This is a genomic window from Pseudomonas sp. S31 (genome assembly GCF_016648105.1).
Lineage (GTDB): Bacteria > Pseudomonadota > Gammaproteobacteria > Pseudomonadales > Pseudomonadaceae > Aquipseudomonas.
This window is the reverse complement of the sequence record NZ_JACVVE010000001.1, coordinates 171,355-197,096: the sequence shown is the minus strand read 5'-3', so window position 1 is coordinate 197,096 and position 25,742 is coordinate 171,355. Positions and strand designations below refer to the sequence as shown.

Annotated in this window: 24 protein-coding genes; 10 read left to right on the top strand and 14 right to left on the bottom strand. The window is 64.7% G+C overall.

Features of this window, described 5'->3' with window-relative positions:
* The first annotated feature begins 109 nt into the window (after positions 1 to 109).
* Positions 110 to 856, top strand: coding sequence for an SDR family oxidoreductase (locus IAE37_RS00825; RefSeq protein WP_201167380.1), 747 nt, complete (start codon positions 110 to 112; stop codon positions 854 to 856).
* A gap of 95 nt (positions 857 to 951) precedes the next feature.
* On the opposite strand, the gene mapR is transcribed toward IAE37_RS00825, so the two are convergent.
* On the bottom strand, positions 952 to 2,361 hold the full coding sequence (gene mapR, locus IAE37_RS00820; RefSeq protein ID WP_201167378.1) for a GntR family transcriptional regulator MpaR: 1,410 nt from the start codon (positions 2,359 to 2,361) through the stop codon (positions 952 to 954).
* A gap of 85 nt (positions 2,362 to 2,446) precedes the next feature.
* The gene (locus IAE37_RS00815; RefSeq protein ID WP_201167376.1) at positions 2,447 to 2,680 is read right to left on the bottom strand and encodes a DUF3203 family protein; all 234 of its coding nucleotides are present in this window, start codon (positions 2,678 to 2,680) and stop codon (positions 2,447 to 2,449) included.
* Between the two features lie 161 nt (positions 2,681 to 2,841).
* Between IAE37_RS00815 and IAE37_RS00810 the strand changes: the two genes are divergently transcribed.
* Positions 2,842 to 3,384 (top strand): MgtC/SapB family protein, encoded by a 543-nt coding sequence (locus IAE37_RS00810; protein WP_201167374.1) that lies wholly within the window; start codon positions 2,842 to 2,844, stop codon positions 3,382 to 3,384.
* 530 nt (positions 3,385 to 3,914) lie between these two features.
* Here IAE37_RS00810 and IAE37_RS00805 read toward each other — a convergent pair.
* From IAE37_RS00805 to IAE37_RS00795, 3 genes are all read right to left on the bottom strand, one after another.
* Positions 3,915 to 4,814 (bottom strand): hydroxymethylglutaryl-CoA lyase, encoded by a 900-nt coding sequence (locus IAE37_RS00805; RefSeq protein WP_201167371.1) that lies wholly within the window; start codon positions 4,812 to 4,814, stop codon positions 3,915 to 3,917.
* 20 nt (positions 4,815 to 4,834) lie between these two features.
* Positions 4,835 to 5,233 carry a MerR family transcriptional regulator gene (locus tag IAE37_RS00800; RefSeq protein ID WP_201167368.1) on the bottom strand — a complete coding sequence of 133 codons (399 nt, stop codon included), beginning with the start codon at positions 5,231 to 5,233 and terminating at the stop codon, positions 4,835 to 4,837.
* Positions 5,234 to 5,329: 96 nt separating this feature from the next.
* On the bottom strand, positions 5,330 to 6,208 hold the full coding sequence (locus IAE37_RS00795; RefSeq protein WP_201167365.1) for a helix-turn-helix domain-containing protein: 879 nt from the start codon (positions 6,206 to 6,208) through the stop codon (positions 5,330 to 5,332).
* Positions 6,209 to 6,381: 173 nt separating this feature from the next.
* Between IAE37_RS00795 and pobA the strand changes: the two genes are divergently transcribed.
* The 3 genes from pobA (at position 6,382) to sodC (ending at position 9,190) form a co-directional block, all read left to right on the top strand.
* Positions 6,382 to 7,569, top strand: coding sequence for a 4-hydroxybenzoate 3-monooxygenase (gene pobA, locus IAE37_RS00790; RefSeq protein ID WP_201167362.1), 1,188 nt, complete (start codon positions 6,382 to 6,384; stop codon positions 7,567 to 7,569).
* Positions 7,570 to 7,667: 98 nt separating this feature from the next.
* Positions 7,668 to 8,549 carry a LysR substrate-binding domain-containing protein gene (locus tag IAE37_RS00785; RefSeq protein ID WP_201167360.1) on the top strand — a complete coding sequence of 294 codons (882 nt, stop codon included), beginning with the start codon at positions 7,668 to 7,670 and terminating at the stop codon, positions 8,547 to 8,549.
* Between the two features lie 125 nt (positions 8,550 to 8,674).
* Positions 8,675 to 9,190: a superoxide dismutase family protein gene (gene sodC, locus IAE37_RS00780; protein WP_201167358.1), complete on the top strand. Its 516-nt coding sequence runs from the start codon at positions 8,675 to 8,677 to the stop codon at positions 9,188 to 9,190.
* Between the two features lie 54 nt (positions 9,191 to 9,244).
* On the opposite strand, the gene IAE37_RS00775 is transcribed toward sodC, so the two are convergent.
* The 5 genes from IAE37_RS00775 to IAE37_RS00755 all read right to left on the bottom strand — a co-directional run bounded on the left by IAE37_RS00775 (position 9,245) and on the right by IAE37_RS00755 (position 14,731).
* On the bottom strand, positions 9,245 to 10,165 hold the full coding sequence (locus tag IAE37_RS00775; protein ID WP_201167356.1) for a LysR substrate-binding domain-containing protein: 921 nt from the start codon (positions 10,163 to 10,165) through the stop codon (positions 9,245 to 9,247).
* A gap of 93 nt (positions 10,166 to 10,258) precedes the next feature.
* Positions 10,259 to 10,855, bottom strand: coding sequence for an START domain-containing protein (locus IAE37_RS00770; RefSeq protein WP_201167354.1), 597 nt, complete (start codon positions 10,853 to 10,855; stop codon positions 10,259 to 10,261).
* A gap of 545 nt (positions 10,856 to 11,400) precedes the next feature.
* Positions 11,401 to 12,237, bottom strand: coding sequence for a bifunctional allantoicase/(S)-ureidoglycine aminohydrolase (locus IAE37_RS00765; protein WP_136914321.1), 837 nt, complete (start codon positions 12,235 to 12,237; stop codon positions 11,401 to 11,403).
* A gap of 132 nt (positions 12,238 to 12,369) precedes the next feature.
* Positions 12,370 to 13,734: an LLM class flavin-dependent oxidoreductase gene (locus IAE37_RS00760; RefSeq protein ID WP_201167352.1), complete on the bottom strand. Its 1,365-nt coding sequence runs from the start codon at positions 13,732 to 13,734 to the stop codon at positions 12,370 to 12,372.
* Positions 13,735 to 13,750: 16 nt separating this feature from the next.
* A complete protein-coding gene (locus tag IAE37_RS00755; protein WP_201167350.1) occupies positions 13,751 to 14,731 on the bottom strand; it encodes an aliphatic sulfonate ABC transporter substrate-binding protein in 981 nt (326 codons plus the stop codon).
* A gap of 234 nt (positions 14,732 to 14,965) precedes the next feature.
* Here IAE37_RS00755 and IAE37_RS00750 point away from each other — a divergent pair, with 234 nt between their 5' ends.
* Entirely contained in the window at positions 14,966 to 15,844 is an 879-nt protein-coding gene (locus IAE37_RS00750; protein WP_201167349.1) for a hypothetical protein, read from the top strand.
* Between the two features lie 3 nt (positions 15,845 to 15,847).
* Here IAE37_RS00750 and IAE37_RS00745 read toward each other — a convergent pair whose 3' ends face one another.
* The gene (locus IAE37_RS00745; protein ID WP_201167347.1) at positions 15,848 to 16,510 is read right to left on the bottom strand and encodes a class I SAM-dependent methyltransferase; all 663 of its coding nucleotides are present in this window, start codon (positions 16,508 to 16,510) and stop codon (positions 15,848 to 15,850) included.
* A 187-nt stretch (positions 16,511 to 16,697) separates the two neighbouring features.
* Here IAE37_RS00745 and IAE37_RS00740 point away from each other — a divergent pair, with 187 nt between their 5' ends.
* Positions 16,698 to 16,982 carry a DUF6555 family protein gene (locus IAE37_RS00740; protein WP_201167344.1) on the top strand — a complete coding sequence of 95 codons (285 nt, stop codon included), beginning with the start codon at positions 16,698 to 16,700 and terminating at the stop codon, positions 16,980 to 16,982.
* A 29-nt stretch (positions 16,983 to 17,011) separates the two neighbouring features.
* Here IAE37_RS00740 and IAE37_RS00735 read toward each other — a convergent pair whose 3' ends face one another.
* The 3 genes from IAE37_RS00735 to IAE37_RS00725 are packed head-to-tail and all read right to left on the bottom strand — an operon-like array spanning position 17,012 to position 22,720.
* Positions 17,012 to 18,391, bottom strand: a complete 1,380-nt coding sequence (locus IAE37_RS00735) for an efflux transporter outer membrane subunit (RefSeq protein ID WP_201167341.1) — start codon at positions 18,389 to 18,391, stop codon at positions 17,012 to 17,014.
* Positions 18,391 to 21,528, bottom strand: a complete 3,138-nt coding sequence (locus IAE37_RS00730; RefSeq protein WP_201167338.1) for an efflux RND transporter permease subunit — start codon at positions 21,526 to 21,528, stop codon at positions 18,391 to 18,393. The genes IAE37_RS00735 and IAE37_RS00730 overlap by 1 nt, the downstream gene beginning before the upstream one ends.
* A 10-nt stretch (positions 21,529 to 21,538) precedes the next feature.
* On the bottom strand, positions 21,539 to 22,720 hold the full coding sequence (locus IAE37_RS00725) for an efflux RND transporter periplasmic adaptor subunit (RefSeq protein WP_201167335.1): 1,182 nt from the start codon (positions 22,718 to 22,720) through the stop codon (positions 21,539 to 21,541).
* A gap of 151 nt (positions 22,721 to 22,871) precedes the next feature.
* Between IAE37_RS00725 and IAE37_RS00720 the strand changes: the two genes are divergently transcribed.
* The 3 genes from IAE37_RS00720 to IAE37_RS00710 all read left to right on the top strand — a co-directional run bounded on the left by IAE37_RS00720 (position 22,872) and on the right by IAE37_RS00710 (position 25,711).
* Positions 22,872 to 24,266, top strand: coding sequence for an ATP-binding protein (locus tag IAE37_RS00720; RefSeq protein WP_201167332.1), 1,395 nt, complete (start codon positions 22,872 to 22,874; stop codon positions 24,264 to 24,266).
* The gene (locus tag IAE37_RS00715) at positions 24,263 to 24,931 is read left to right on the top strand and encodes a response regulator (RefSeq protein ID WP_201167329.1); all 669 of its coding nucleotides are present in this window, start codon (positions 24,263 to 24,265) and stop codon (positions 24,929 to 24,931) included. The genes IAE37_RS00720 and IAE37_RS00715 overlap by 4 nt, the downstream gene beginning before the upstream one ends.
* A 243-nt stretch (positions 24,932 to 25,174) precedes the next feature.
* Positions 25,175 to 25,711: a cupin domain-containing protein gene (locus tag IAE37_RS00710; protein ID WP_201167326.1), complete on the top strand. Its 537-nt coding sequence runs from the start codon at positions 25,175 to 25,177 to the stop codon at positions 25,709 to 25,711.
* Positions 25,712 to 25,742 lie beyond the last annotated feature (31 nt).

Genomic DNA, 25,742 nt, shown 5'->3' with positions numbered 1-25,742 from the left:
TGAGCTGGCCTGCAAGCTGGGCGCGACGCGCAGGCCGGCAAAAGCCACATTCCCATGGGCCGGCTTTTCACCTATTGTCGAAGGTCCGTTACCAGCGATGGGTAGGTCCATGGAGAAAGTCATCGTCATCACCGGTGCCAGCCGCGGCATCGGCGCGGCCACGGCGCTGCTGGCGGCCCGCCAGGGTTACCGAATCTGCATCAACTACCACGCCGACGACCAGGCCGCCGAGAGCATCTTGGCCCAGGTGCGCGCACTGGGCGCCGAGGCCATCGCGGTGCGTGCCGATGCCAGCGTCGAGGACGAAGTGATCCAGTTGTTCCAGCGCGTCGATCAGGAGCTCGGCCCGGTCACCGCACTGGTCAACAACGCCGGCACCATCGGCCAGCAGAGCAGGGTCGAGGGCATGTCCGAGTTCCGCTTGCTGAAAATCATGAAGACCAATGTCGTTGGCCCGATGCTCTGTGCCAAGCACGCCTTGCTGCGCATGTCGCGCCGCCATGGTGGGCAGGGTGGTGCCATCGTCAACGTTTCCTCGGTGGCCGCGCGGCTGGGCTCGCCCAACGAATACGTCGACTACGCGGCATCCAAGGGCGCGCTGGACACCTTCACCCTTGGCCTGGCCAAGGAAGTGGCGGGCGAGGGCGTGCGGGTCAATGGCGTGCGGCCCGGCTACATCCATACCGGCTTCCATGCACTGTCCGGCGATGCCGATCGCGTGGCCAAGCTCGAGCCGGGGCTGCCGATGGGCCGGGGTGGCCAGCCCCAGGAGGTGGCAGAGGCGATTCTCTGGCTGGTGTCGGAAAAGGCTTCGTATTCCACCGGCAGTTTCATCGACCTCGGCGGCGGGCGCTGAGTCGGTACGTGTCTCAGGGGAGTATTGGCTCCGCGCCATTCCTCTGGCCCAGAGGCTTGGTGGTTTGAGCCCGGTATGCGGCATTCTAGGCAGTGTCAGAACGAGCGGATGATCCGCCCCAAGGTCTGCATGGCATTCTCGGCGTTGTCGTTCCATGGGCCGCCGTAATTCAGGCGGATGCAGTTGCCAAAGCGTTGGGTCGCCGAAAAGATCGGCCCCGGGGCGATGCTGATGCCCTGGGCCAGGGCCAGCTGGAACAATTTCAGCGCGTCCAGTTGTTCAGGCAGCTCCAGCCACAGAAAATAACCGCCGGAAGGTTGGCTGACCCGCGTCTGTGTCGGGAAATAGCGGGTGATGGCCGCGAGCATGTTGGCCTGCTGGCCTTCCAGGGCATAGCGCAGCTTGCGCAGGTGGCGGTCGTAGCCACCGTGTTGCAGGTAGTCCGCGATCGCGGCCTGGGCCGGCATTGACGCACACAGCGAGGTCATCAGCTTGAGCCGTTCGATCTTGCGCGCGAAGCGCCCGGCGGCCACCCAGCCGATCCGATAGCCGGGCGCCAGGCTCTTGGCGAACGACCCGCAATGCATCACCAGGCCCTGGGTATCGAAGGCCTTGGCCGGTTTCGGTGCCTGCTGGGCGTAATAGAGCTCGGCATACACGTCGTCTTCGATCAGCGGCACCTGGTGGCGTGTGATCATTTCCACCAAGGCCTGCTTCTTCGCCTCGGGCATGCTGGCGCCTACCGGGTTCTGGAAGTTGGTCATGCACCAGACCGCCTTGACCGGGTGCTTCTCCAGGGTTTGCGCCAGAACGCCCAGGTCCATCCCTTCGCGAGGGTGCACCGGAATCTCGACGGCCTTGAGCTTGAGGCGCTCCAGTACTTGCAGGCAGGCGTAGAACGCGGGGGCTTCGATCGCCACCAGGTCGCCGGGTTCGGTGACCGCTTGCAGGCACAAGTTCAAGGCTTCGAGCGCGCCATTGGTGATCAGCAACTCCTCCATCGGCAGCATCAGCCCGCCAACCATGTAACGCAGGGCGATCTGCCGGCGCAGTTGTGGGTTGCCCGGCGACAGGTCGGTGACCACCATGCGCGGGTCCATGGCGCGGCTGGCGCTGGCCAGCGAACGTGACAGGCGCTGCAGGGGGAACAGTTCCGGGCTGGGGAAGGCCGAGCCGAACGGCACTGTGCTCGGGTCCTTGATCGACTCGAGGATCGAGAACACCAGGCCGCTGACATCCACGTCGGTCGATTCGCTGAGCGGCTGCTCGGCCTGAGGCTCGCGGAACGGCCGTGGTGCATGGGCGTTGACGAAGTACCCCGAACGCGGCCGCGCGCGAATCAGGCCACGACGCTCGAGCAGGTAGTAGGCCTGGAATACCGTGGAGGGGCTGACCCGATGCGTCTGGCTGGCGTAACGCACCGACGGCAACCGCTGGCCGGGGCCGAGCACCCCGGAGCGGATCAGTTCGGCAATGTCGTCGGCAAATTGTTCGTAGCGTTTCATACGGGCTCGGCAGACCAGGGTGTGGGCCCAGTATGGCGCCTGAACTGTTTGCGATACAGGTGCAGGTTGGGTGATTTGGACCGTATCAGATGACCGAGCCGGGTGTGCTGGCCTTCAGGTGCTTACGGCTATCCTTGGCCCCGGCGACCGTCAATGCATCGGCTTCGGCTTCGGTGATCGGAATGCGTTCACCTGCCAGCACCGCCACCGACATGCGCAGTTGTTCGTCGGTGAAGATTTCGATCTCCGGGCCGGTGCCTTCGATGCGCAGGTGGTCGCCGATGAGGGTGCAGGTGGTTCCGGTGATTTCGATGGGCATGATCGTGGCCTCCTGGGGCGGTTACAGCTTCAGACCGCGGCAGCAGGCAGGTTGCTGCATCGGCTGTTCTGGCCTATTCGCGCCGAACCGCCGCGAATAGGCCGGAACAGACAGTGAAGAATAACGGTCAACCGCTTACCCAACGCAGCAGGAGACCTCCGATGGACCCATGGTGGGAGTCGATCTGGCAAGCCATCGAGGCCGAGTTCGCCGATATCGCCGATATACGCGAAGTCACGCAGATCCTCGTGCGCCTGCTGATGGCCGCGTTACTTGGCGCAGTACTGGGCTTCGAGCGTGAGCACAAGGGCAAGTCGGCAGGCGTGCGCACCCACATGCTGGTGTCGCTGGGTGCGGCATTGTTCGTGCTGGCGCCGAGCATGGCCGGGGCCGACGCCCAGGCGCTGAGCCGGGTGATCCAGGGCATCGTCGCCGGTATCGGCTTTCTCGGCGCAGGCACCATCCTCAAGGGCAACGGCCAGGACACCAGTCACGTCAAGGGCCTGACCACGGCGGCGGGCTTGTGGATGACGGCGGCGATCGGCACGGCAGCAGGCATGGGGCGTGAAGCCACGGCGCTGATCAGCACGGTGCTGGCGCTGTTGGTGCTGGGGACGATGCCGTTGCTGGTGGAGAAGATCGAGGCGCAGGACGCGCAGGAGCAAGCAGAGAAGCAAGAGGAGGAGGAGGGCAGGAAGCACTGAGGGGAGCCGAAGCTCCCCTCAAAGCGTTGTTGCCTGCTCTTTTCTTATTATTGGAGACGGGCCTTTTGTTGTTTTTGTCAGCCTGCCTCGGTGTCGCGAGCGACCCCCATGCGGGGTCAAGAGCAAACGTATTTTTTTGAGCGCTGACCTGTTTTCATCCAATGATCCGTCCTGACTGTCGCTACCTGAAGGTAGTTTTATTGTTCTGTGTCAGTCCGCGGGGCGAGCCCCTGGAAAACCTGTCGACTCCAAAAAAATCTGCTTGCTACGCCTCTGCCGTGTTGTTCTTGTTATGTCAGAGCCGCTACCTGTTGTTTTTATTGGGTATCGCATTTTTGTTGTTCTTGTACCAAAGATATAGCAGGTGCCGTGCCAACTTTTGAAAACCCTTTAAAATCAATGACTTGATGATTCGTGGAAAAATCCAGGTCGGGAAATTCTGTCGATTTGTTTCCCTGTTACCCGATTTTTTGTGGCGATGGGCGGGGGCGGTAACACTCCCACCCACACCTGTGTGACAGCCGTGTGAATCAGTGCGCGCTGCGCGCCCGCGCCACACGCGAGCCATTGGCGCGCCCCAGCACGTCGCTGATGCGCTGGCCGGCAGCTATCAGCCGGTCCAGGTCGATCCCGGTCTCGATACCCAGCCCTTGCAGCAGGTACACCACATCCTCGCTGGCGATGTTGCCGGTGGCGCCCTTGGCATAGGGGCAGCCCCCCAGGCCCGCCACCGAACTGTCGAACACGGCGATGCCTTCGAGCAGGCTGGCATACACGTTGGCCAGGGCCTGGCCATAGGTGTCGTGGAAGTGCCCGGCCAACTGCTCTCGCGGTACCCGGGCCGACACCACTTCGAACAGGCGACGGGTATCGCCGGCGGTACCGGTGCCGATGGTGTCACCCAGCGATACCTCGTAACAGCCCATGTCGTGCAGGGCCTGCGCCACCGGCGCTACCTGCTCGGCGCTGATCTTGCCTTCGTAAGGGCAGCCAAGTACGCAGGAAACATAACCGCGCACGCGTACGTCGTGGTTGTGGGCCATGTCCATGATCGGTTCGAACCGCTTGAGGCTTTCGCTGATCGAGCAATTGATGTTGCGCTGGGAAAACGCCTCGGACGCTGCAGCGAACACCGCCACTTCCTTCACGCCGGCTGCCAGCGCATCCTCGAAGCCACGCAGGTTGGGCGCCAGTGCCGCGTAGGTGACGCCGGGGTGCTGCTCGATGGCGGCGAACACCTCGGCGGACCCGGCCATCTGCGGTACCCACTTGGGCGAGACGAAGCTGCCCACTTCTATATAGCCCAGCCCCGCCGCACTCAGGTCGTCGACCAGGCGTACCTTGTCGGCGACGCTGATGGGTTGGGCTTCGTTCTGTAGGCCATCGCGTGGCCCCACTTCGACCAGGCGGACTTTGTTCGGCAACGGCATGGCAAGGCTCCAGGGACGGGTCAGGCTGTGTGGTTGTTGTTCAAGGTGGCGGCCAGGGCCTGTTCGCAGCGCTCCTGGGCGGTGTCGAGTTCGAGCTGCATCTGGTGGATGTCGAGCATCTGCTGCTCGAGCTGGCTGCGACGTTCGGCGATTTTCCCCAGCATGCTGTTGAGCTGCTTGAGGTTGCCACTGCTGGGGTCGTACAGCTCGATCAGTTCGCGGCACTCGGCCAGCGAGAACCCGATGCGCTTGCCGCGCAGGATCAGCTTCAGACTGACCTTGTCCCGCGCCGAGTAGACACGTTCCAGGCCGCGCCGCTCAGGGCTGAGCAGGCCCTGTTCCTCATAGAAACGGATCGCCCGGGTGGTGATGTCCAGCTCGCGGGACAGGTCGGAAATGCTGTAGGTCTGGCTGCTCATGGGTGGCGCTCGACGGAAGGTATGCGACTATCCTGAATGCAGGTTGACGTTTACGTCAAGTGGAGGCCGAGCCTGCCGCTTTCAGCGGCCTGTGGTTCAGTCCGGCTGCTGCGCCCGACGGTAGTGGTTGGGCGTCTGGCCACTGAGGCGCTTGAAGAACCGGGCGAAGTAGGTGGGGTCGCTGAAACCCAGGTTGTCGGACAGCTGGCCGATGCTCATCTGGGTGTAAGTCAGGTTACGCCGGGCCTCCAGCAGCAGACGTTGGTGGATCACCTGCAACGCGGTCTGGCCGCTCAGCGCCCGGCACAGCTGGTTGAGCTGCAGGCTGGTGATGTTCAGGCGCGCGGCAAAGGCCTCCACGCTCAGGTGCTCGCGATAGTGCGCCTCGACCAGGCGCAGGTATTGGCCCAGCAGCTGGCGGTCGCGTTCGTCGCGGTTGCGCGGGGCCTGGCCCAATTGCTGGCGGCGGCTGATCCACACCATCAGTGCCGTTACCAGGGCTTCGAGCATCGCCGCGCGTGCCGGGGCCGTGCCCTGGTATTCCTGCTGCAGGGTCTCGATCAGGCTGCGCAGCGAGCGTCGGTCCTTGCCCAACGCATAGCAGCCGGGCGTCGTCAGCACCTGCAGTGGCGTGCCGAGGCGCTGTTCCAGGTCGGCGACCAGGGCCGGGCCGAACGTGAGCACATAGCCTTCGATATCGGCGCTGAAGCGAAACCCGTGCACGGCCAGGGGCGGCACCACCTGGATGGCAGCTTCGCGAAGGATCGTATTCACGCCTTCTATCTGCACCTGCGCCTCGCCGCGCTGCACGTACAGCAACTGGCACAAGTCGGCATGCTGGTGCGGCTTGATTTCCCAATGGTGCAGGCGGCTACGCGCCGGGATCGACTCGCAGTGCAGCAGGTCGGTGCTCGGCCAGGCCTGATTCTCGCCATACAGCTGGAACAGCGGCACGCCGGGTAAGCTGGATTTCATGGTGTCTTGTCTGTCCGTTAATCGAACGTTTTTTGTAAAAGTGCAGTTTTTGCATCGGATATCACACTTTATTGGCCGGGGTTGCCAGTAAAAATGCAAGGGCAAACCCTATCAGCAGATGCCCGCCACTGCCAGAGGTTGGGCGGCATCGCCAAAACAACGAGACAACAACAATGAAAACTCAGGTTGCAATCATCGGTGCAGGTCCGTCCGGCCTGCTGCTTGGCCAGCTGCTGCACAAGGCGGGGATCGAAACGGTGATCCTCGAGCGCCAGAGCGCCGAATACGTGCTTGGCCGCATCCGCGCCGGCGTGCTCGAGCAGGGCACCGTCGACCTGCTGCGCGAGGCTGGCGTATCGGCCCGCATGGACCAGGAAGGGCTGGTCCATGAAGGTGTCGAACTGTTGGTGGCCGGGCGCCGTCAGCGTCTGGACCTGAAAGGCCTGACCGGCGGCAAGACGGTCATGGTCTACGGCCAGACCGAAGTCACCCGTGACCTGATGCAGGCGCGGGAGGCCAGCGGTGCACCGATCTTCTACTCGGCCAGCAACGTGCAACCCCACGAGCTTAAAGGCGAGAAGCCCTATATCACCTTCGACAAGGACGGCGAGACCTATCGCCTGGATTGCGACTATATCGCCGGGTGCGATGGCTTCCACGGCGTATCGCGCCAGAGCATTCCCGAAGGTGTGCTCAAGCAGTACGAGCGTATCTACCCGTTCGGCTGGCTGGGCCTGCTGTCGGACACGCCGCCGGTCAATCACGAGCTGATCTACGCGCACCATGAGCGTGGCTTCGTGCTGTGCAGCCAGCGCTCCAACACCCGCAGTCGCTATTACTTGCAGGTGCCACTGGACGACCGCGTCGAGGCCTGGCCCGACGAGCGTTTCTGGGACGAACTCAAGGCGCGCTTGCCGGAGGACGTGGGCGAGCGGCTGGTCACCGGGCCGTCGCTGGAAAAAAGCATCGCGCCGCTGCGCAGCCTGGTGGTCGAGCCGATGCAGTACGGCAATCTGTTCCTGGTCGGCGATGCGGCGCATATCGTTCCGCCTACTGGCGCCAAGGGCCTGAACCTGGCGGCCTCCGACGTCAACTACCTGTACCGGATCCTGGTCAAGGTGTATCGCGAGGGCCGTCTCGACCTGCTCGAGCAATATTCGCCGTTGGCCTTGCGTCGCGTGTGGAAGGGCGAGCGTTTCAGCTGGTTCATGACCCAACTGCTGCATGATTTCGGCGATCACAAGGATGGTTGGGACCAGAAGATGCAGGAGGCGGATCGGGAGTACTTCCTGTCGTCGCAGGCGGGTTTGACCAACATTGCCGAGAACTATGTCGGGTTGCCCTACGAGGAAGTGGCGTAAGCCCTGCTCTGGCTTGCAGGTGTCGGCGGATTTGGCTGTGGAGAAGCGGTAAAGCGTGTTAAAAACGCTGAATCGTCATTCATAAGCCAAATACCAAGATGTCCAATAGCGTTAAATCGAATAGAGCCCTGTTCGACCTGGACCTGCTGCGTGCAATCGTGGTGGTGGCCGATTGCGGTAGCTTCACCACCGCCGCTGCACGCTTGCACTCCACCCAATCGACCATCAGCCAGAAGATACGCCGTCTGGAAGACATGGTGGGCCACCGTTTGCTGGTACGCGGTAACCGCGACGTGCTGCCGACCGACGCCGGGCAGACCCTGCTCGGCTATGCCCGGCACATGCTCGCCCTCAACGACCAGATGCTCGAAGCGCTCGCCGGGGCCATGGTGGGCGTCACCGTGCGCCTGGGCGTGCCCGAAGATTTCGTCGGCGGGCGCACCACCAATGCCTTGTCAGCCTTCAGCCGCCTGCATCCACAGGTCAAGCTGGAGGTCACCAGCGGGCTGTGTCGCGATCTCAGCCAAGCCTACGACAATGGCGAACTCGACCTGATCCTGCTCAAGCAGAAGCGCAACAGCCGCGAAGGCGTGGCCTGCTGGCCAGAACGCCTGCAATGGATCGACAGCGCCAGCAGCCCGACTTTCGAGCTCGATCCCGTACCCATCGTGACCTTCCCCCCACGCGGTTTGTATCGCGATGACATCATCAGCGCCATCGAAGGCATGGGCCGACGCTGGCGCATCAGCTTCACCAGCTCCAGCCTCAGTGGCATCCAGGCTGCAGTGGCAGATGGCATGGGGGTCAGCCTGTTACCCCCACGCGCAGCCACCCGCGAACATCGGGTACTGGGCGTAGAGCACGGGCTGCCGGAGGTGGACAGTTACGAAATCGTCATCGTCCATCGGCCCACCGCCGACACCATGGTCAAGGCCTTGGCCGAGGTGCTGCAGCAACTACTGGCCGCTGGTGGCATCTGATCTGCCGGGGCCCGTCCATAGGGAAATGTTTCAGTCTGTGGCGCGAGGGAATCGCTGGCATGCTGTGTGGTCCCAGCTGTTATGTGGGTACGACACCCGCCAACCCCAAGCCATGGAGATACGACATGAAAGCAGTGGTGTTCACCGCATTGCTGGCCAGCGCCGGCCTCGCTCAGGCCGCGCAGACCGTGGAGCTGAAGATGGCCGGGCCCGACGGCCCCGGCAAGGCCATCGGGACGATCAGCATCGAGCAGAACAAGTACGGCACCTTGCTCACTCCCGACCTGAAGGACCTGCCACCTGGCGTGCATGGCTTCCACCTGCACCAGAAAGCCTCATGCGACCCGGCCCAGGAGAACGGCAAGGCCGTACCGGCGGGTGCGGCAGGCGGGCACTGGGACCCGGACTCGACCAACTCGCACAAGGGCCCCTATGATGACAGCGGCCATCGCGGGGACCTGCCCGCGCTGTATGTCGGCAGCGATGGCAAAGCGACCTACCCGGTACTGGCGCCACGCCTGAAGGCCGAGGACTTCAAGGGGCATGCGCTGATGGTCCATGCCGGTGGCGACAACCACAGCGATCACCCCGAGAAACTCGGTGGCGGCGGCGCCCGCGTGGCCTGTGGGGTCGTGCAGTAACCCGCAGGGCGGCCCGCTGGCCGGGCCGTCATTGGTTTCCCTCGCTGCGTGAACCTAATCGCGCAGCCACTCCACCAGGCCGCGCACGGTCGGGGTTATGTCGCGCCCATGGGGCACCACCAGGTAATAGGCTTCGCGCGGTTTTAGCGTGAGTTCGGTCAGGCGTATCAGCTCGCCTGACGCCAACAGGTGATCGAGCATCCGCCCCCAACCCAGCGCTACCCCATGCCCGTGCAACGCTGCCTGGATGGTGTCCGTATACAAGTGGCAGCGCAGGCCATAGCGGAGTTTCGGCGGCTGCTCGCCCAGTTCACGGAACCAGGTCGGCCAGGTGATCCAGCCTTCGGTGGTGGCATCGGCATCGAGCAGGTCGGCGCCGTACAGGGCTTCCAGCGAAGCGGGAACGCCGTTGCGAGCCAGCCAGGCCGGTGAACACACCGGGAAGATCTCCTCGTCGAACAGGTGCAGCGCCTCGCCGTCCTTCCAGCGGCCGTTACCATAGCGCACCAGCAGGTCGACATCGTGGTGGCGCAGGTCGCCGGTGAACATCTGCGTGGCCAGGCGCAGGCGCACATGGGGCATGCTGGCGCGCAGGTTGCTCAGGCGTGGCATCACGCGCAGTTGCGAGAAGGTCGCAGTGGTGCTCAGCACCAGTTCCTGTTCGCCGCTGCCTTCGCTGATGCGGTCGAACACCGCCGCCACGTTCTGCAGCGACTCGGACATCACCGCGAACAGCGCCTGGCCCTCGCCGGTCAGGCGGATGCCGCGATGCAGGCGCTGGAACAACTGGGCGCCGAGGTTTTCCTCGAGCAGCTTGACCTGCTTGCTCACCGCCGCCTGGGTCACCCCCAGCTCGCGGGCGGCCAGGGTGAAGCTGCTGAGACGGGCAACCGCCTCGAACTCGAGTAGCGCGGTCATCGACGGGATGATGCGTCGATAGCCATTGTGAGTGTGGCCTTTTTCTTGTGTTTTCATACGACTTCCTGGCAAGGCGCAACGCGCTGGTCCGCGCTGCGCGCAGACAGTGGCAGAAAAATCGTCATGACGGAAGGGTGAGCGCGGGGCTCGTCACGGTTGCCGCTCGGCCACCGCGCGCAGGGTTCGCAAGGTCACCACCGGGGCGTCGACGACGAAGCGATTGGCCAGCCAGCCGGGGACGTTCCCGGCCGGGTCGGCCTTGAGCTGATAGGTGACTTCGGTTTTCCGCTCGCCCAGTGGCTTCATGATCCATGTCCCGCTCAGGTGCTGCACGCGGATCAGCCCCGGCTGCTCGGGCAACTTGGCCGGCTCGGCCTGCAGGTGCCTGATCAGGGTGCCGTCATCCAGCCGCTCGGTGCTGACCTTGAGAATCATGTCCCGGGGGAGTGTGGGCCACGGCAGGTCGGTGGTCAGGTACACCCAGGTGCTGTCGCCATCGACTTCCACCAAGCGCATCTGCGCGCAGGCATACAGCCATTTGCAGGCCACCCGCAGGTTTTCCTGGAGGTCGACCAGGGTGCGCACACTGGCCTTGATCGTACTGACGCCACGAAACTGCTGGTAGGGCGAATCGTCCACGCCGCTCAGATACACACGGATGCCTTCGCGGTCGTAGGCGAGGTTCCAGTCGTCGGCGTAGGCAAGCGAAGAGAGCAGAAAGGCAGAGAGCAGCAAGCAGCGGTTCATGGCGAATACCGCAGTGATGGCACTTTTCGAGTATGCGCGAGAAACGTCAGCAGTGCCATGGACAGCGATGGGTAGCAAGCGCGCTACCTGCAGGCCGTGAACTGACCGAGTTCCTACTCACGAAGGAGCTGTTTCAGAACTCTTGTGCAAGGTTCGCCTAACCCGCCAGCGCTGGGGCGCAGCGTACATTCAGATTGCCTGCAGTCGCTTGGGAAACCTCAAGCCCCTTGCAGGCGTCCCCATCACTGAAAGGAACGACGCATGAAATCTGTTGGATGGATAACATTGTTGGTAATGGTAGCGCTGACCCCACTGGCGCACGCACAGTTGCCGCCTTGCCCGGAAGGCTACTGGGAAACGCTCAAGGGATACTGCTTGCCTGATGACGAGTGGGATTGAACGACCGAACTCTCGACCGGCCCACGCATCAGAAAGCTCTAGTCCACCGCCGGTCTTGTTTAGCCAGCCAATATGCGGCTTCGAATGATTGACCTGGCTTGAAGTTACCCAAGCGGCAAGCCGCTTGGGTACCCTCGCAAAGCCGATCAGCGCTGCGGATTGAGCGTCAGGTGCACGTGGCGGTTGACGTCCTTGTACAGCAGGTAGCTGAACTTGCCTGGGCCGCCGGCGTAGCAGGCTTGCGGGCAGAAGGCGCGCAACCACATGAAGTCGCCGGCTTCCACTTCCACCCAGTCCTGGTTCAGGCGATACACCGCCTTGCCTTCGAGCACGTAGAGGCCGTGTTCCATCACGTGGGTTTCGGCGAACGGAATCACGCCGCCCGGCTGGAAGGTGACGATGTTGACGTGCATGTCATGGCGCATATCGGCCATGTCGACGAAGCGGGTGGTGACCCAACGGCCTTCGGTGCCCGGCATCTCGATGACGGTAGCGTTGTCGCGGTGGGTGACGAAGGACTCCGGTGCAGCCAGGCCCTCGACCTTCTGGTAGTGCTTGCGCAGCCAGTGGAAGGTGACGTTGGACTTGCTGTTGTTGCGCAGGCTCCACTCGGCGCCCGGCGCCAGGAAGGCATAGCCGCCCGGTACCAGGGTGTGGTGCTTGCCTTCGACGGTGATGTCCAGTTCGCCTTCGACGATGAACACCACGGCTTCGGCGTTCGGGTCCAGCTCGGGGCGCTCGCTGCCGCCTTCCGGGGCGACTTCGACGATGTACTGGGAGAAGGTCTCGGCGAAGCCGGTCAGCGGGCGGGCGATGACCCACATGCGCATCTTGTCCCAGAACGGCAGGTGGCTGGTGACGATGTCACGCATCACTCCTTTGGGGATGACGGCATAGGCTTCGGTGAACATGGCACGGTCAGTCAGCAGCTCGGTTTGAGCCGGGTGCCCACCGTGGGGGGCGAAGTACGAATGGTTCGACATGGACGATCTCGACTTGTTGTTCTCTCCCCATGCCTGGTACCACACCGGCCGGTGCGGGCAGGGGATGTACGGACAGCATAAGAGCCTGCCCGTGGCATCCACAAATTAAATGTTGAAATACCGAGTATTTGATTACTGAATGCTGACTTGCTGCCCTGCATGCATCTCCGGCAGCCGGTCTCCCTGGCCGAACAGCTTGTGGCGCAAGGTGCCGTCGCGGTACTCGGTGGGATAGCGGCCACGCCGTTGCAACTCGGGCACCAGCAGGTCGACGACCTGCGTCAGGTCGTCCGGTTGCACGGCGTAGGTCAGGTTGAAACCGTCGATGCCCGTCTGCTCGATCCATTGCTCCAACTCATCGGCGATGTCGCTCGGCGAGCCCACCAGCACCGGGCCACGGCCACCCAGGCCGATGAACTCAGCGGCCTCGCGCACCGTCCAGCGGCGGTTCGGATCCGCTGCGGTGAAGGCCGCGAGGGCGGCGCGGCCAGCGTCGTTTTCCACATAGTCGATGGGGGCGTCCGGGTCCAGGCCGGCGAAGTCGATGCCGGTCCAGCCCGAGAGCAGCGCCAGGGCGGCGTCAAGGTCGACGTAGCGGCGGTATTCGGCGAAACGCGCTTCGGCTTCTTGGCGCGTCGGGGCGACGATCAGCAGCGCCTGGGCATAGATCAGTATCTCCTGGTCGCCACGTCCGGCCGCCTCGCTGGCCTGGCGGATGCCTTGGGCGTAGCGGCGCAATACCGTGGGGGTCGGCCCGCTGATGAACACGCATTCGGCGTGGCGGGCGGCGAACTGCTGGCCGCGGGCCGAGGCGCCGGCCTGGAACAGTACCGGCGTGCGTTGCGGTGAAGGTTGGCACAGGTGCATGCCGGGTACCTGAAAGTGTTCGCCAACATGGCCGATCGGGTGTACCCGCGAGGGGTCGATGTAGCGGCCTGTCTCTTGCTCGAGCAGCACTGCGTCGTCCTCCCAGCTTTTTTCCCAGAGCTTGTACAGCACCTCCAGGTACTCCTCGGCCAGGTCGTAGCGTTGGTCGTGGCCCAGCTGGCGGGGCAGGCCGAGGTTGCGGGCGGCGCTGTCCAGGTAGCCGGTGACGATGTTCCAGCCCACCCGGCCATTGCTCAGGTGGTCGAGCGTGGACATGCGCCGGGCGAAGGGGTACGGATGTTCGTAGGTCAGCGAGAAGGTGATGCCGAAGCCCAGGTGTTCGGTCACCCCGGCCATCGCCGGCACCAGCAGCAGCGGATCATTGACCGGCACCTGCACGCCGCCGCGCAGGGCTGCCTCGGGCCCGCCCTGATAGACGTCGTAGATGCCCAGCACGTCGGCGATGAACAGGGCATCGAAGCGCCCACGCTCGAGCAGGCGGGCCAGAGCGGTCCAGTAGTCCAGGCGGTTGAATTCCACGCTGGTGTTGCGCGGGTGGCGCCACAGGCCAGGTGACTGGTGGCTGGCGGCGTTCATGCTGAAAGCGTTGAAGCGGATCGGGCGGGGCATTGCCGGCAAACTCCTGTCAGGGCAGAACGGAGGCTGGGTAGACCGCATCGGCCACTTGCAGCTTGTGCGGGATCAGGCCCAAGCCCTGGAAGGTGTCGGCAAGCTTCTGTTGCTCGGCGACGATCTGCGGGGTGATGGCCACGGCGTTGTAGTTGCGCCGCTCGCTGGCGACTTCCAGCACATCGGCGTTGATCCCCAGTTGCGGGGCCAGCAGGGTAGCGACCTCGGCGGGCTTGGCGTTGGCCCACTGGCTGACCTTGGACAGTTCGCCGAAGAAGGTCTTGAGCAGGTCGCGGTTGTGGTCGGCGAAGGCGGCGGTGGACAGGTAGAAGGTGCGGTTGTTCGACAACCCGCTGCCATCGCGCAGGTTCTTCAGCCCAGACTGGCTTTCGGCGGCGGCGAGGAACGGGTCCCACAGGGTCACGGCCTGGACGCTGCCCGATTGCAAGGCGGCCACCGCGTCGGCAGCGTTATTGACATAGGCCGGGGTGATGTCCTGGTAGCTCAGGCTCGCCTGCTCCAGGGCCACGGCCAGCAGGTACTGGGCATTCCAGCCACGGCCGGTGGCCACGCGCTTGCCTTTGAGGTCCTGCACGCCGGTGAGGTGGTCTTGCTCGCGCACTACCAGGCCTATGCCGCGCGGGTAGGGCTGCTCGGCGGCCAGGTAGACGACCGGTTTTCCCGCCGCCTGGGCGAACACCGAGGGGGCGTCGGCGGCATGGCCCAGGTCGATGGCACCGGTGCTCAGAGCTTCGAGCAACTGTGGCCCGGCGGCGAACTCATGCCAGCTGACTTTCACGCCCTGTGGCGCCAAGGCCTTTTCCAGGGCGCCACTGCCCTTGAGGATGTTGATGCTATTGAATTTCTGGTAGCCGATGCGCAGGGTCTTGGCCTCGTCGGCAACGGCGCTGGACCAGGGCAGCAGAGCGCTGGCGACACTGGCCAACAGGCCGCCGACGAGCAGGCGGCGCAGGGGAGAAAAGGCGCGGGAGGGCATGGACGAAGTTCCTTGGGGGCGAGAAAAAGAGAGCCTCAGCCTAAGGAGATGGCGCTTGGCTTTCAATTTTTTAATTCCATTTGGTTAGAATGTTTTGTTCTCTTTATATCATTTTGTGTTTTATCACAGGACTGTACTGTGAGCGCGCTAGCAACTTCCAGGCGTGGAGGCCGTTCACGACATTTTTTTCACATCAGCTTGCTAGGATCCCTGCGCCAACCAAGGAGCCCCTACATGCCCATCCTGCGCCGGCGCGGCGTCCGCGTCGCCCTGACCACCACCGCTGGCTTGCTCGCCGCCACCCTGGGCTTCTTCGCCTGGCAGACGTTCTACCCAGTCCAGGCCACCGCTGGCTGGGAGGTCGAGGTGCTGCACAGCAAGGTGGACAAGGCCGCGTCCTTGTTGCCCCAACCCGACGGCAGCCTGATCGTCAGCCGCGAGCTCGACGATGGTCGCGGCAGCATCCTCAAGATCACCGCACAGGGCGATCGCGTAGTGCTGGTGAGCAACCTGTCCAAGCCCGACGGCATGGTGGCGGTGCCAGGTGGATGGGTGTTCAGTCAGGAAGGCGGCCATGCGCCGGTGAGCCTGTCCCGTGGTGGCCAGGTCACCCGCCTGTTCGATGGCGATAGCGTGCAAGGGTTGTGGAACGAAGCCGATCACCTGTTCGCCATCGAGGACCGCAAGGGCAACGGCCGCCTGCTGCGCTATGACTGGCAAAGCGGCCAGCTCGACGTGCTGCGTTCGGGGCTGAGCGAAACCGAAGGCCTCACCCGCTGCGGCGATGGCCGGCTGCTGTACACCGAAAAAGCCAGCGGCGTGGTGCGTGCGCTTTCCGGCGACGGCAAGGACCCCGTGGTGGTCAGTGGCCTGCGCAACCCCACCTTCCTGCTCTGCGACCAGCGTGGCCTGTGGATCAGCGAAGACAATACCCATCGCGCCCGCCTGGTACGGGTCGATGCCGATGGCAGCCAGCACACGGTGTTGTCGTTCCTCAAGGCGCCGCAGGCTATCGTGCCCGATGGCAGGGGCGGCTACCTGCTGGCCGAAGGCGGTCGCAACCGAGTACTGCACCTGAGCCCGCCATCGGAAAAGGTCACCGCCCAGCGTTGACGTTCAACCGGCGATCATCAGCAGCGACTGCGGTACCGCGCTCTGCGGGTGCTGCGGTTCCTGCAGGCCCAGCAAGCGAAACCCCGCCATGTCCAGGGCGCTGAGCCAGCTGGCCAGGGTGCGGAAGTACCACGGCATCGGCTGCCAGTCGCCGGGAAAGCCGGCAAACGATTCCTGACGCCAGCCATCCTGGTAATCCCCATCCGCCACGCTCCAAGGGTGCAGGGTCTGGATCAGCATCGCCCCGCTGGGCAGCAGTCGTGCTTTCATCGCGGCCAGCAGGGGAATGATGTCCTGGTGCAGCAGGGCGAAATTGGCGCAGACCAGGTCGTAGCCGCTGCCGATGTCCAGCTCGCCTTCGGCCAGCTGCGCGTAGCTGGCTTGAAGCGCCTGGCGCGAACCTGCCGCCTGGGCCGCAGCGACCAGCGCGGCATCACCGTCCACCCCGCTCGCCTCGATGCCGCGCTCGGCCAATGCCCGCAGCAACCAACCCTCGCCACAGCCGAGATCGAGCACCCGCTCGGGCTGGCGGCCGAGAATCGCCAGCAACATGGCCTGGTCGGTGACTTGCCGGCGGCTCTCGATGGCGCCGCCGCGCACTGCGGCGATCCACGCCTGGGCATTGTGTCGCCAGCTTTGCAGCAAGGCGTTTTCAGGGTCGTGCATCGTCGGCTCCAAGGCAGTGGCTGCTTTTCAGCATAGGGCCTTCCTGATCAACCTGGCAGGCTAGCGTGCAGATACAACGCTTGCGGCGGCATGGCGATCAGGCGGAAACGGTGGCCCATGACGATCCGATTGAATCTTTCCCGGTCGGCACGGCTCCATTAGGCGAGTGCTGACTGAGGAGTCACTGATGGCTGGAACCAACCTGTACGTAATTGAATACGAGCTTCATGGGGAGTATCGGACATTCATCCTGCGCTCCGAGCGCATGGACAACACCGATGCGTGGCACTGGGCTAGCTGCGATGCTGGCGTGGGCATCATCCCACGCTTCGGGCAACACAAGATCAAGAAGGTCAGCCGGCCCATGGCCGAGCGCTACGGGGTGGCCAACGTGCGCTGGCATCCTTCGGGGCAGGGCCCCGAGTTCGTGCCATTGCCGGTGGACCCGAAGCGGTTCTCGGAGTCACAGTAACCCACGATCTGCAGCATTGGTGGTTGGCATCAGCCTTGCCAGCCACCTCCCAGGGTCTTGTACAAGGTCACCCGGTTCACCTGCTCGGCCAATTCCAGGCTGATCAGCGACTGCTGCGCCGAGTACAGCGAACGCTGTGCATCCAGCACTTCCAGGAAGCTTTCCGAGCCTTGCTTGTACAGCGCCGACGACAGCGCGTAGGCCTTGTCCGTCGCTTCGGTCAGGTTGCGCTGGGCGTCGAGCCGTTCGTTGATATGCGCCCTTACTGACAAGGCATCGGCGACTTCGCTGAACGCGGTCTGCAAGGTCTTTTCGTAGGTTGCCACTTCGATCTCGCGCGTGACCTTGGCTGCATCGAGGCTGGCGCGGTTGCTGCCGGCGTTGAAGATCGGCAGGTTGATCGAGGGCGCGAAGCTCCAGGCCTTGCTGCCGCTCTTGAACAAGCCGGACAGCTCACCGCTGGCGCTGCCCCCGGTAGCGGTCAGGGTCACGCTGGGGAAGAACGCCGCGCGTGCCGCGCCGATGTCGGCATTCGCCGCCTTCAGCGTATGCTCGGCGGCCAGCACGTCCGGCCGCCGCTGCAGCAGCGACGACGGCAGGCCCGCCGGCACGCCCACCAGCACGGTAGTGTCGAGCTTGGCAGTGTCGGGCAGCAGCTTGTCTGCCAGGCGCTGACCAACCAGCAACTCCAGGGCGTTGCGGTCCTGCTCGACCTGGCTGGCGTAGTTGGCCGCATCGGCCCGCGCCGATTCCACCGTGCTGCGCGCCTGGGCCAGGCTCAGCCCGGACTCGCCGCCCAGGGCGTGGCTTTGCTGCACCAGCGCGTAGGTTTTCTGCTGGCTGGCGTAGGTGTCGTTGGCCAGGGCCAGCAGTTGCTGGTCGGCGGCCAGGGTCATCCACGCGGTGGCCACCTCGGCCACCAGGCTCAGCTGGGTGCTGCGCCGGGTCTGTTCCAGCGCCAGGTAATCTTCCAGGGCAGCGTCCTTGAGGTTGCCCAGGCGGCCGAACAGGTCCAGCTCATAGCTGCTCACACCGAGACCCACGCTGTACTGGCTGCTGACCCCGGAACTGCTGCTCGACACCGAGCGCTGGCGGCTGCCGTCAGCCGTGGCCGATACCGCCGGGAACAGCTCGGCCCGCTGGATGCGGTACTGCGCCCGCTGGTACTCGACGTTCAATGCCGCCACCCGCAGGTCGCGGTTGTTGGCCAGGGCCAGGGCCACCGTCTCGCGCAGGCGGGTATCGACGAACAGCGACTGCCAGGCGATATCGGCGCTCTGCTGGCCACTGCTGGCGTAGGTCGGCCACTGCTCGGCGACCGGGGCCGCCGGTTGCTGGTAGTCCGGTGCCAGGTTGACACAACCGGTCAGCGCCAGCGCACACAGTAAGTAAAGGGGTGACAGGCGCATCAGGCTTCTCCGCTAGCGGGGGTCGGTGCTTCGAGGTTGCCGCGGCGTGCCGCCAGGCGTTGCACCAGGACATAGAACAAGGGAATGAAGAACAGACCGAGCAGCGTCGCGGCCAGCATGCCGCCCAATACCCCGGTGCCGATCGCCTGACGCCCGCCGGCACCGGCGCCGCTGCTCAGGGCCAGCGGCAGCACGCCGAGGATGAACGCCAGCGAGGTCATCAGCACCGGCCGCAGGCGGATGCGCACGGCCTCCAGGGTCGCCGCCAGCAGGCTCTGGCCACGTTCGTAGCCTTCCTTGGCGAATTCGACGATGAGGATCGCGTTCTTCGCTGCCAGGCCCACGGTGGTCAAAAGTCCGACCTGGAAGTACACGTCGTTGGACAGCCCGCGCAGGCCGGTCAGCAGCAGGGCGCCGAGTATGCCCACCGGCACCACCAGCATCACCGCGAACGGCACTGACCAGCTTTCGTAAAGTGCTGCCAGGCAGAGGAATACGAACAGCATCGAAATGGCGTACAGCAGCGGTGCCTGGTTACCGGCCAGGCGCTCCTGGTACGACTGCCCGGTCCAGGCGTAGCCGATCCCTTCGGGCAATTGCGCCATGATTTCTTCGACCGCCGTCATGGCATCGCCCGAGCTCACACCCGACGCCGGCTCGCCGACCAGCTCGTAGGAACCGAAGCCGTTGAAACGCTCGAGCAGTGGCGAGGCAGTGGTCCAGTGGCTGCTGGTGAACACCGACAGCGGCACCATGGCATCGCTGTCGTTGCGCACGTACCAGTCGCCGATGTCCTCGGCCTGCATGCGCTTGCTGGCGGCGCCTTGCAGGTAGACCTTCTTCACCCGCCCGGCATCGAGGAAATCGTTGACGTAGCTGCCGCCCATGACGGTGCTCAGGGTGTCGTTGATATCGCTGGCGGCCACGCCCATGGCGCCGGCCTTGCGGTCGTCGATGTCGACGTTGAGCTGCGGGGTGTCTTCCAAACCCTGGGCGCGGACATTGGCCAGGCGCGGGTCCTTGGCGGCCAGCGCGAGGAACTGGTCGCGGGCCTTGAGCAATTGTGCGTGGCCCAGGCCGCCGAGGTCCTGCAACTGGACGTCGAAGCCCGAACTCTGGCCCAGGCCCTGGATGGCGGGTGGGGCGATCACGAAGACGTTGGCGTCGAGGATCTTCGACAACGCCTGGTTGGCCCGGCGGGCCACGGCGGCGGCGCTGTGTTGCTCGCCCTGGCGCTCGCTCCAGTCCTTGAGCTTGACGAAGCCACGCCCGGCGTTCTGCGCGTTACCGCCATTGCCCAGGCCGCGTACGCTCAGCAGCGAGGCGACCTCCGGCTGTTGCAGCATGTATTCCTGCACCTCGCGGGTCACCGCCTGCAGGCGCTCGTCGGTGCTGCCCACTGGCAAGGTCATCTGCATCATCAGCATGCCCTGGTCCTCTTCGGGGAGAAACGCAGTCGGCAATTTGTGGAACATCAGCGCCACGCCACCGAGTACCAGCGCGTACACCAGCAAGCTGCGCAGGGGCTTGGCCAGTACCGCGCCGACTGCGCCCTGGTAGCGTTGCGCGGTGCGTTCGAAGTGGCGGTTGAACCAGCCGAAGAAGCCGCCACGTGGCTCGCCGTGGGCGGCGCCGGGCTTGAGCAGGGTGGCGCACAGCGCCGGGGTGAGGGTCATGGCCACCAGCACCGACAGGGTCATGGCCGCCACCAGAGTGACCGAGAACTGGCGATAGATGACCCCGGTGGAGCCGCCAAAGAAGGCCATTGGCACGAACACCGCCGACAGCACCACGGCGATGCCGACCAGGGCGCCGCTGATCTCGCCCATCGACTGGCGCGTGGCCTCGCGTGGCGGCAGGCCTTTCTCGGCGATGATGCGCTCGACGTTTTCCACCACCACGATGGCATCGTCCACCAGCAGGCCGATGGCCAGCACCATGCCGAACATGGTCAAGGTGTTGATCGAATAGCCCAGCAGCGCCAATACCCCGAAGGTGCCCAGCAACACCACTGGCACGGCGATCGCCGGGATCAACGTGGCGCGCAGGTTCTGCATGAACAGGTACATGATCAGCACCACCAGGGCGATGGCCTCGAACAGCGTCTTGACCACTTCCTCGATGGAGATCTTCACGAATGGCGCGGTGTTGTACGCCACCTCGGTGCGCAATTGCAGATTGCTGGGGAAGAAACGCTGCAGCTCGGCCAGTTTGGCCTGCACCGCTTCCGACACGTCCAGGGCGTTGGCGCCGGTAGCCAGGCTCACCGCCATGCCACCGGAAGGCCGGCCGTTGTGCTCGGCGATCACATCGTAGCTTTCGCTGCCCAGTTCGACCTGGGCCACGTCGGCCAGGGTCACCACCGCGCCGGAGCTGGCATGCTTGAGCACCACGTCGCGAAACTGCGCGGTGGTCTGCAGCTTGCTGCGCGCGCTGATGGTGGCGTTGAGCTGCTGGCCGGTGTGGGCGGGCAGGGCGCCGAGCTGGCCGGCGGAGGTGTCGACGTTCTGCGCTTCGAGCGCGCTGGTGACGTCGGAGGGCATCAGCGAGTACTGCTTGAGCTTGTCCGGGTCGAGCCAGATGCGCATGGCGTAGCTAGAGCCCAGGGTGGTCACTTGACCCACACCGGTGACCCGGCTGATCTGGTCGTACAGGGTACTTGAGATGAAGTCGCTGATGTCGGTGGCGCCGACGTTGGGGTTGTCCGACACCAGCGAGACGATGATCAGGAAGTCGCTGGCCGAGTTGCGGATCTTGATGCCTTGCTGCTGCACGGTATCCGGCAGCCGTGCCTTGGCCTGTTCGAGCTTGGTCTGCACCAGCATCTGCGCAGTATTGATGTCGGTGCCGGCCTCGAAGGTCAGGGTGATGGTGGCGCTGCCGGCCGAACTGCTGCTCGACGACATATAGGTCAGGCCGTCCAGGCCGGTCATCTGCTGCTCGATGACCTGGGTGACCGAGTCTTCCATGGTCTTGGCCGAGGCACCAGTGTAGGTGGCGTTGAGGGTGATCTGCGGCGGCGCGATGTTGGGATACTGCGCCAGCGGCAACTTGAAGATCGCCAGGGCGCCGCCGAGCATCACCAGGATCGCGATGACCCAGGCGAAGATCGGCCGGTCGATGAAGAAACGTGCCATCGGAGCGCCCTCAGTGGCTGTCGTTGTGTGCGGCCAGGCTGGCGTCGCGCACCTGGACCTGTTGGCCGACCTGCACCTTCTGCAGGCCCTGGACGATCAACTGGTCGCCTGCGGCCAGGCCCTTGCTGACCCACCAGCGGTTGCCCACGGCGCGGTCGAGAGTCAGTTCGCGTTGCTGGACCTTGCCATCGACCACCACCAGAGCGGTGGCGCCGCCACGCTCATCGCGGCTCACGGCCTGCTGCGGCACCAGGATCGCGCCTTGCTGCACGCCCTCCTGCAGGTTTGCCTTGAGGTACATGCCCGGCAGCAGCAGACCATCCGGGTTCGGCACCAGGGCGCGCAAGGTGACGCTGCCGGTGCTTTCGTCCACGCTGACGCCGTTGAAGGTCAACGTGCCCTCGTGCTCATAGGCGCTGCCGTCTTCCAGCTGCAGGGTGATGCGCGTGGCATCCTTCTGTGCCGCCGGTGCCAGCTTGCCTTCGGCGAGTTCGCGCTTGAGGCGCAGCAAGGTGGCGCTGGGCTGGGTGAAGTCGACGTAGATCGGGTCGAGCTGCTGAACCGTGGTCAGCGCCGTGGTCTGCTCGGCCGTGACCAGGGCGCCTGGGGTGACCGAGGACGTGGCGGTGCGGCCAGCGATTGGGGCGTTGATGCGGGTGTAGTCGAGGTTGATCTTCGCCGTGCGCTGGCTGGCCTGGGCCGATTGCAGGCTGGCGCGCGCTTCGAGGAGGGCGGCCTGGGCGCTTTCGTTGTCTTCGGCGCTGATCGCGTCGAGCTTGACCAGCTGGGCGTCGCGCCTGGCCTTGAGTTCGGCTGCCTTGAGCGTGGCGCGGGCCGAATTGACCGAGGCGTCGGCCTGGGCCAGGGTGGCCTCGTACGGCTTCGGATCGATCTGGTACAGCGCCTGGCCGGCCTTGACCGTGTCACCTTCGGTGAACAAGCGCTTCTGGATGATGCCGCCTACCTGCGGGCGGATCTCAGCGATCAGGTGGGCAGTGGCGCGGCCGGGCAGGGTGGTGCTCAGGGCCAGTGGTTCGCTGCCCACCGTGAGCACCGCCACCTCCTGCACAGGGGCGGACGGTGGCTGGGTGTCTTCGCGGCAACCGGCCATGGCCAGCAGGCCGACGCCCAGCAGCAAGCCGCGCGCCAACGGCGAGCGGGTAAGGAACAGGGTCTGGAATAAAAGGGGCATTCGAGGGCTCCAAGCCATGAGAACGACTGTGGCCAGGGTGCTCGGCAATTGTGCAGGCAATGTGCAGAAAGCGTGGAGATTGCCCGCTGCGCCTTGCGAGCCGGGGAGTGGCGCGCTTCAATGTCGGCAATTTCGCAGCGCCGGCGCCGCCATGAGAATCAACCTTTCCAGCAAGTTCTTCCTCGCCATGCTCGCGGTGTGCACCTTCGCCGTGCTGGGCATGGTGTTCGCCGCCTACCTGAGCTTGAAATATGGCTTTCTCGGCTACCTCAACCAGCAGGCCGAAGAGCGCATGGAACGCATCGTCCCGCGGGTGGAGCAGGCCTATGCCCAGCATGGCAACTGGGACTTCATTCGCCAGGACAAGGACCAGTGGTTCGAGCTGCTGCGCCCTGACGATGCCACGCCGGACAAGACCTTCGACCCGCGCCTGCTGACGGTTTCCGACCTTACCGGTGCCTTCGTGCGCTTTGCCCTGCTCGACGCCGAGCGCCGGCCGATCATCGGCTACCAGGCCCCCGAAGCAGAGATGACGCTGCGCCCGATCCACCACCAGGGGCAGGTGGTGGGCTGGATGGCCCTGGCCCCGTTGCAATCGGTGGCCAGCGTCGGCGACCGGCGTTTCCAGCTCAACCAGCTGCGTTCGAGCCTGCTGATCGGCCTGGCCTGCCTGCTGGCCACGGCGGTGATCGCCTGGTGGCTCAGCCGTGCGCTGTTGCGGCCGATCCGCGAGGTGGCCCGTGCCACCCACCGGCTGGCCGCCGGCGACTATGCCATCCACCTGCCGGTACGCTCGGCAGACGAGGCGGGGCAGCTGGCCGGCGACTTCAACCGCATGGCCGCGACCCTGGCCAGCAACGAGCGCATGCGCCGCGACTTCATGGCCGATATTTCCCATGAACTGCGCACGCCGCTGGCGGTGATGCGCGCCGAGCTGGAAGCCATGGAAGACGGCATCCGCCCGCTCGATGGCCAGGCCCTGCGCTCGTTGCAGGGCGAGGTGGGGTCGTTGAGCAAGCTGGTCGACGACCTGTTCGACCTGTCGCTGGCGGAAGTCGGCGGGCCTACCTACCGGCGCGATCGCATCGACCTGTGCGTGCTGCTGCCGGTGGTGGCCGAGGCGTTCGCCGCCAGCTTCGCCGAACGCGGCCTGCAACTGCACCTGGAGTTGCCTGGGCAGCCTTTGTGGGTGTTGGGTGACGAATCGCGGCTCAACCAGCTGCTGCACAATCTGTTGGAAAACAGCCGGCGCTACACTGACCGGGGTGGGCAGACGATCTTGCGGGCGTTGCAGGTCGGCGACGAAATCCTGGTGCAGTGCGAAGACAGCGCCCCGGGTGTCGATGCCGAGTCGCTGGCGCGGCTGTTCGAGCGTTTCTACCGCGCCGAACGCTCGCGCAACCGCGCCAGCGGCGGCACCGGCCTGGGTCTGGCGATCTGCCGCGGTATCGCCGAGGTGCATGGCGGCAAGCTCACCGCGCAATCTTCAGCCATGGGCGGCCTGCTGCTGGCCCTGGCGCTTCCCGTCGCAGGAGACGATCAATGACCCAGCCGCGAATTCTGCTGGTGGAAGACGAACCCAAGCTGGCGGCGCTGGTGGGCGATTACCTGCGTATTGGCGGCTACCAGGCCGAGCACCTGGCCGATGGCCTGGACGTGATCCCGGCGATCCGCCAGCAGCACTACGACCTGTTGTTGCTCGACCTGATGCTGCCGGGCCGCGATGGCCTGGACATCTGCCGCGAGCTGCGCGGTTTCAGCCACATGCCGGTGATCATGATGACCGCCAGGGTCGACGAGATCGACCGCTTGCTCGGCCTGGAGCTGGGCGCCGACGACTATATCTGCAAACCCTTTTCGCCCCGCGAGCTGGTCGCCCGGGTCAAGGCGGTGCTGCGCCGCAGCGGCGCGCAGGCGCCCACGTTAGGCCTTGAACTGGATGCCCGCACCTTTCACGCACGCTACCAGGGCGTAGCCCTGGACCTCACTCCCGTGGAGTTCCGCATGCTCGCCGCCCTGGCGGCCCGCCCTGGGCAGGTACTGTCACGCGACCAGCTGATGAACCATATCTACCAGGACCACCGGGTGGTGGCGGACCGTACAGTGGACAGCCACGTGAAGAACCTGCGACGCAAGCTCACGGCGATCGCACCGGGGCAGGATCCATTGCGGTCGGTTTATGGGGTGGGGTATAGCCTGGAGTTCGAGTGATACCGCCTTTACCTACGTAGCCACAGGCCAGCGCATTCCCCTGTAGGAGCGGGTTCACCCGCGAACACGGGCGAAGCCCGTGCCAGCCAACGAGGTAGCTGTTTCGCGGGTAAACCCGCTCCTACAGGGGCAACTGCCGGCCAGTTTGGCCCTGCCGCCAATGTAAAAACAGGGAACCGCCACCGCTTCCGACTTGCCAACCGCCATACAGACCCTAACTCACTGGCAAGCAAGGAGAGGCCTATGTCCCAGGTTCCCGGAAAATCCGTGCAAACCCTGCACTTCGGTGACGACGGCGCCACCCCCAACAGCGCATTGCCGGTCCTGTTGTACCCGGCGTGGCTTGGCGCGGCGCAAGACAAGGCGGGGGAATTCGAGGCCCTGTGTTCGCAACATGGTTGGAGCCCGTTATGGCGCGGGGGCATCTTCGACTATCACCATTTCCACCCCAATGCCCACGAAGCCCTCGGCGTTGCCAGGGGGCAGGCCCGGGTCACGCTCGGCGGCCAGGCGGGCCAGACCCTGACGATCAAGGCGGGCGATGTGCTGGTGCTGCCCGCGGGCACCGGCCACCGCTGCGTCGCGCACAGCGATGATTTCCTGGTGGTCGGCGCCTACCCCCATGGCCAGGAGGACTACGAGATCCTGCGTCCTGGCTCAGGCTCCCACGCCCGCACCCTGATGCGCATCGCCCAGGTGCCACTGCCCGAACAAGATCCCGTGGCAGGCGAACGAGGCCCTCTGCCGGCAGCCTGGAGCAAGCGACGTCCGGTCCGCTAGCCGCTACCCTCTGCCACCTTTGCCAATAAAG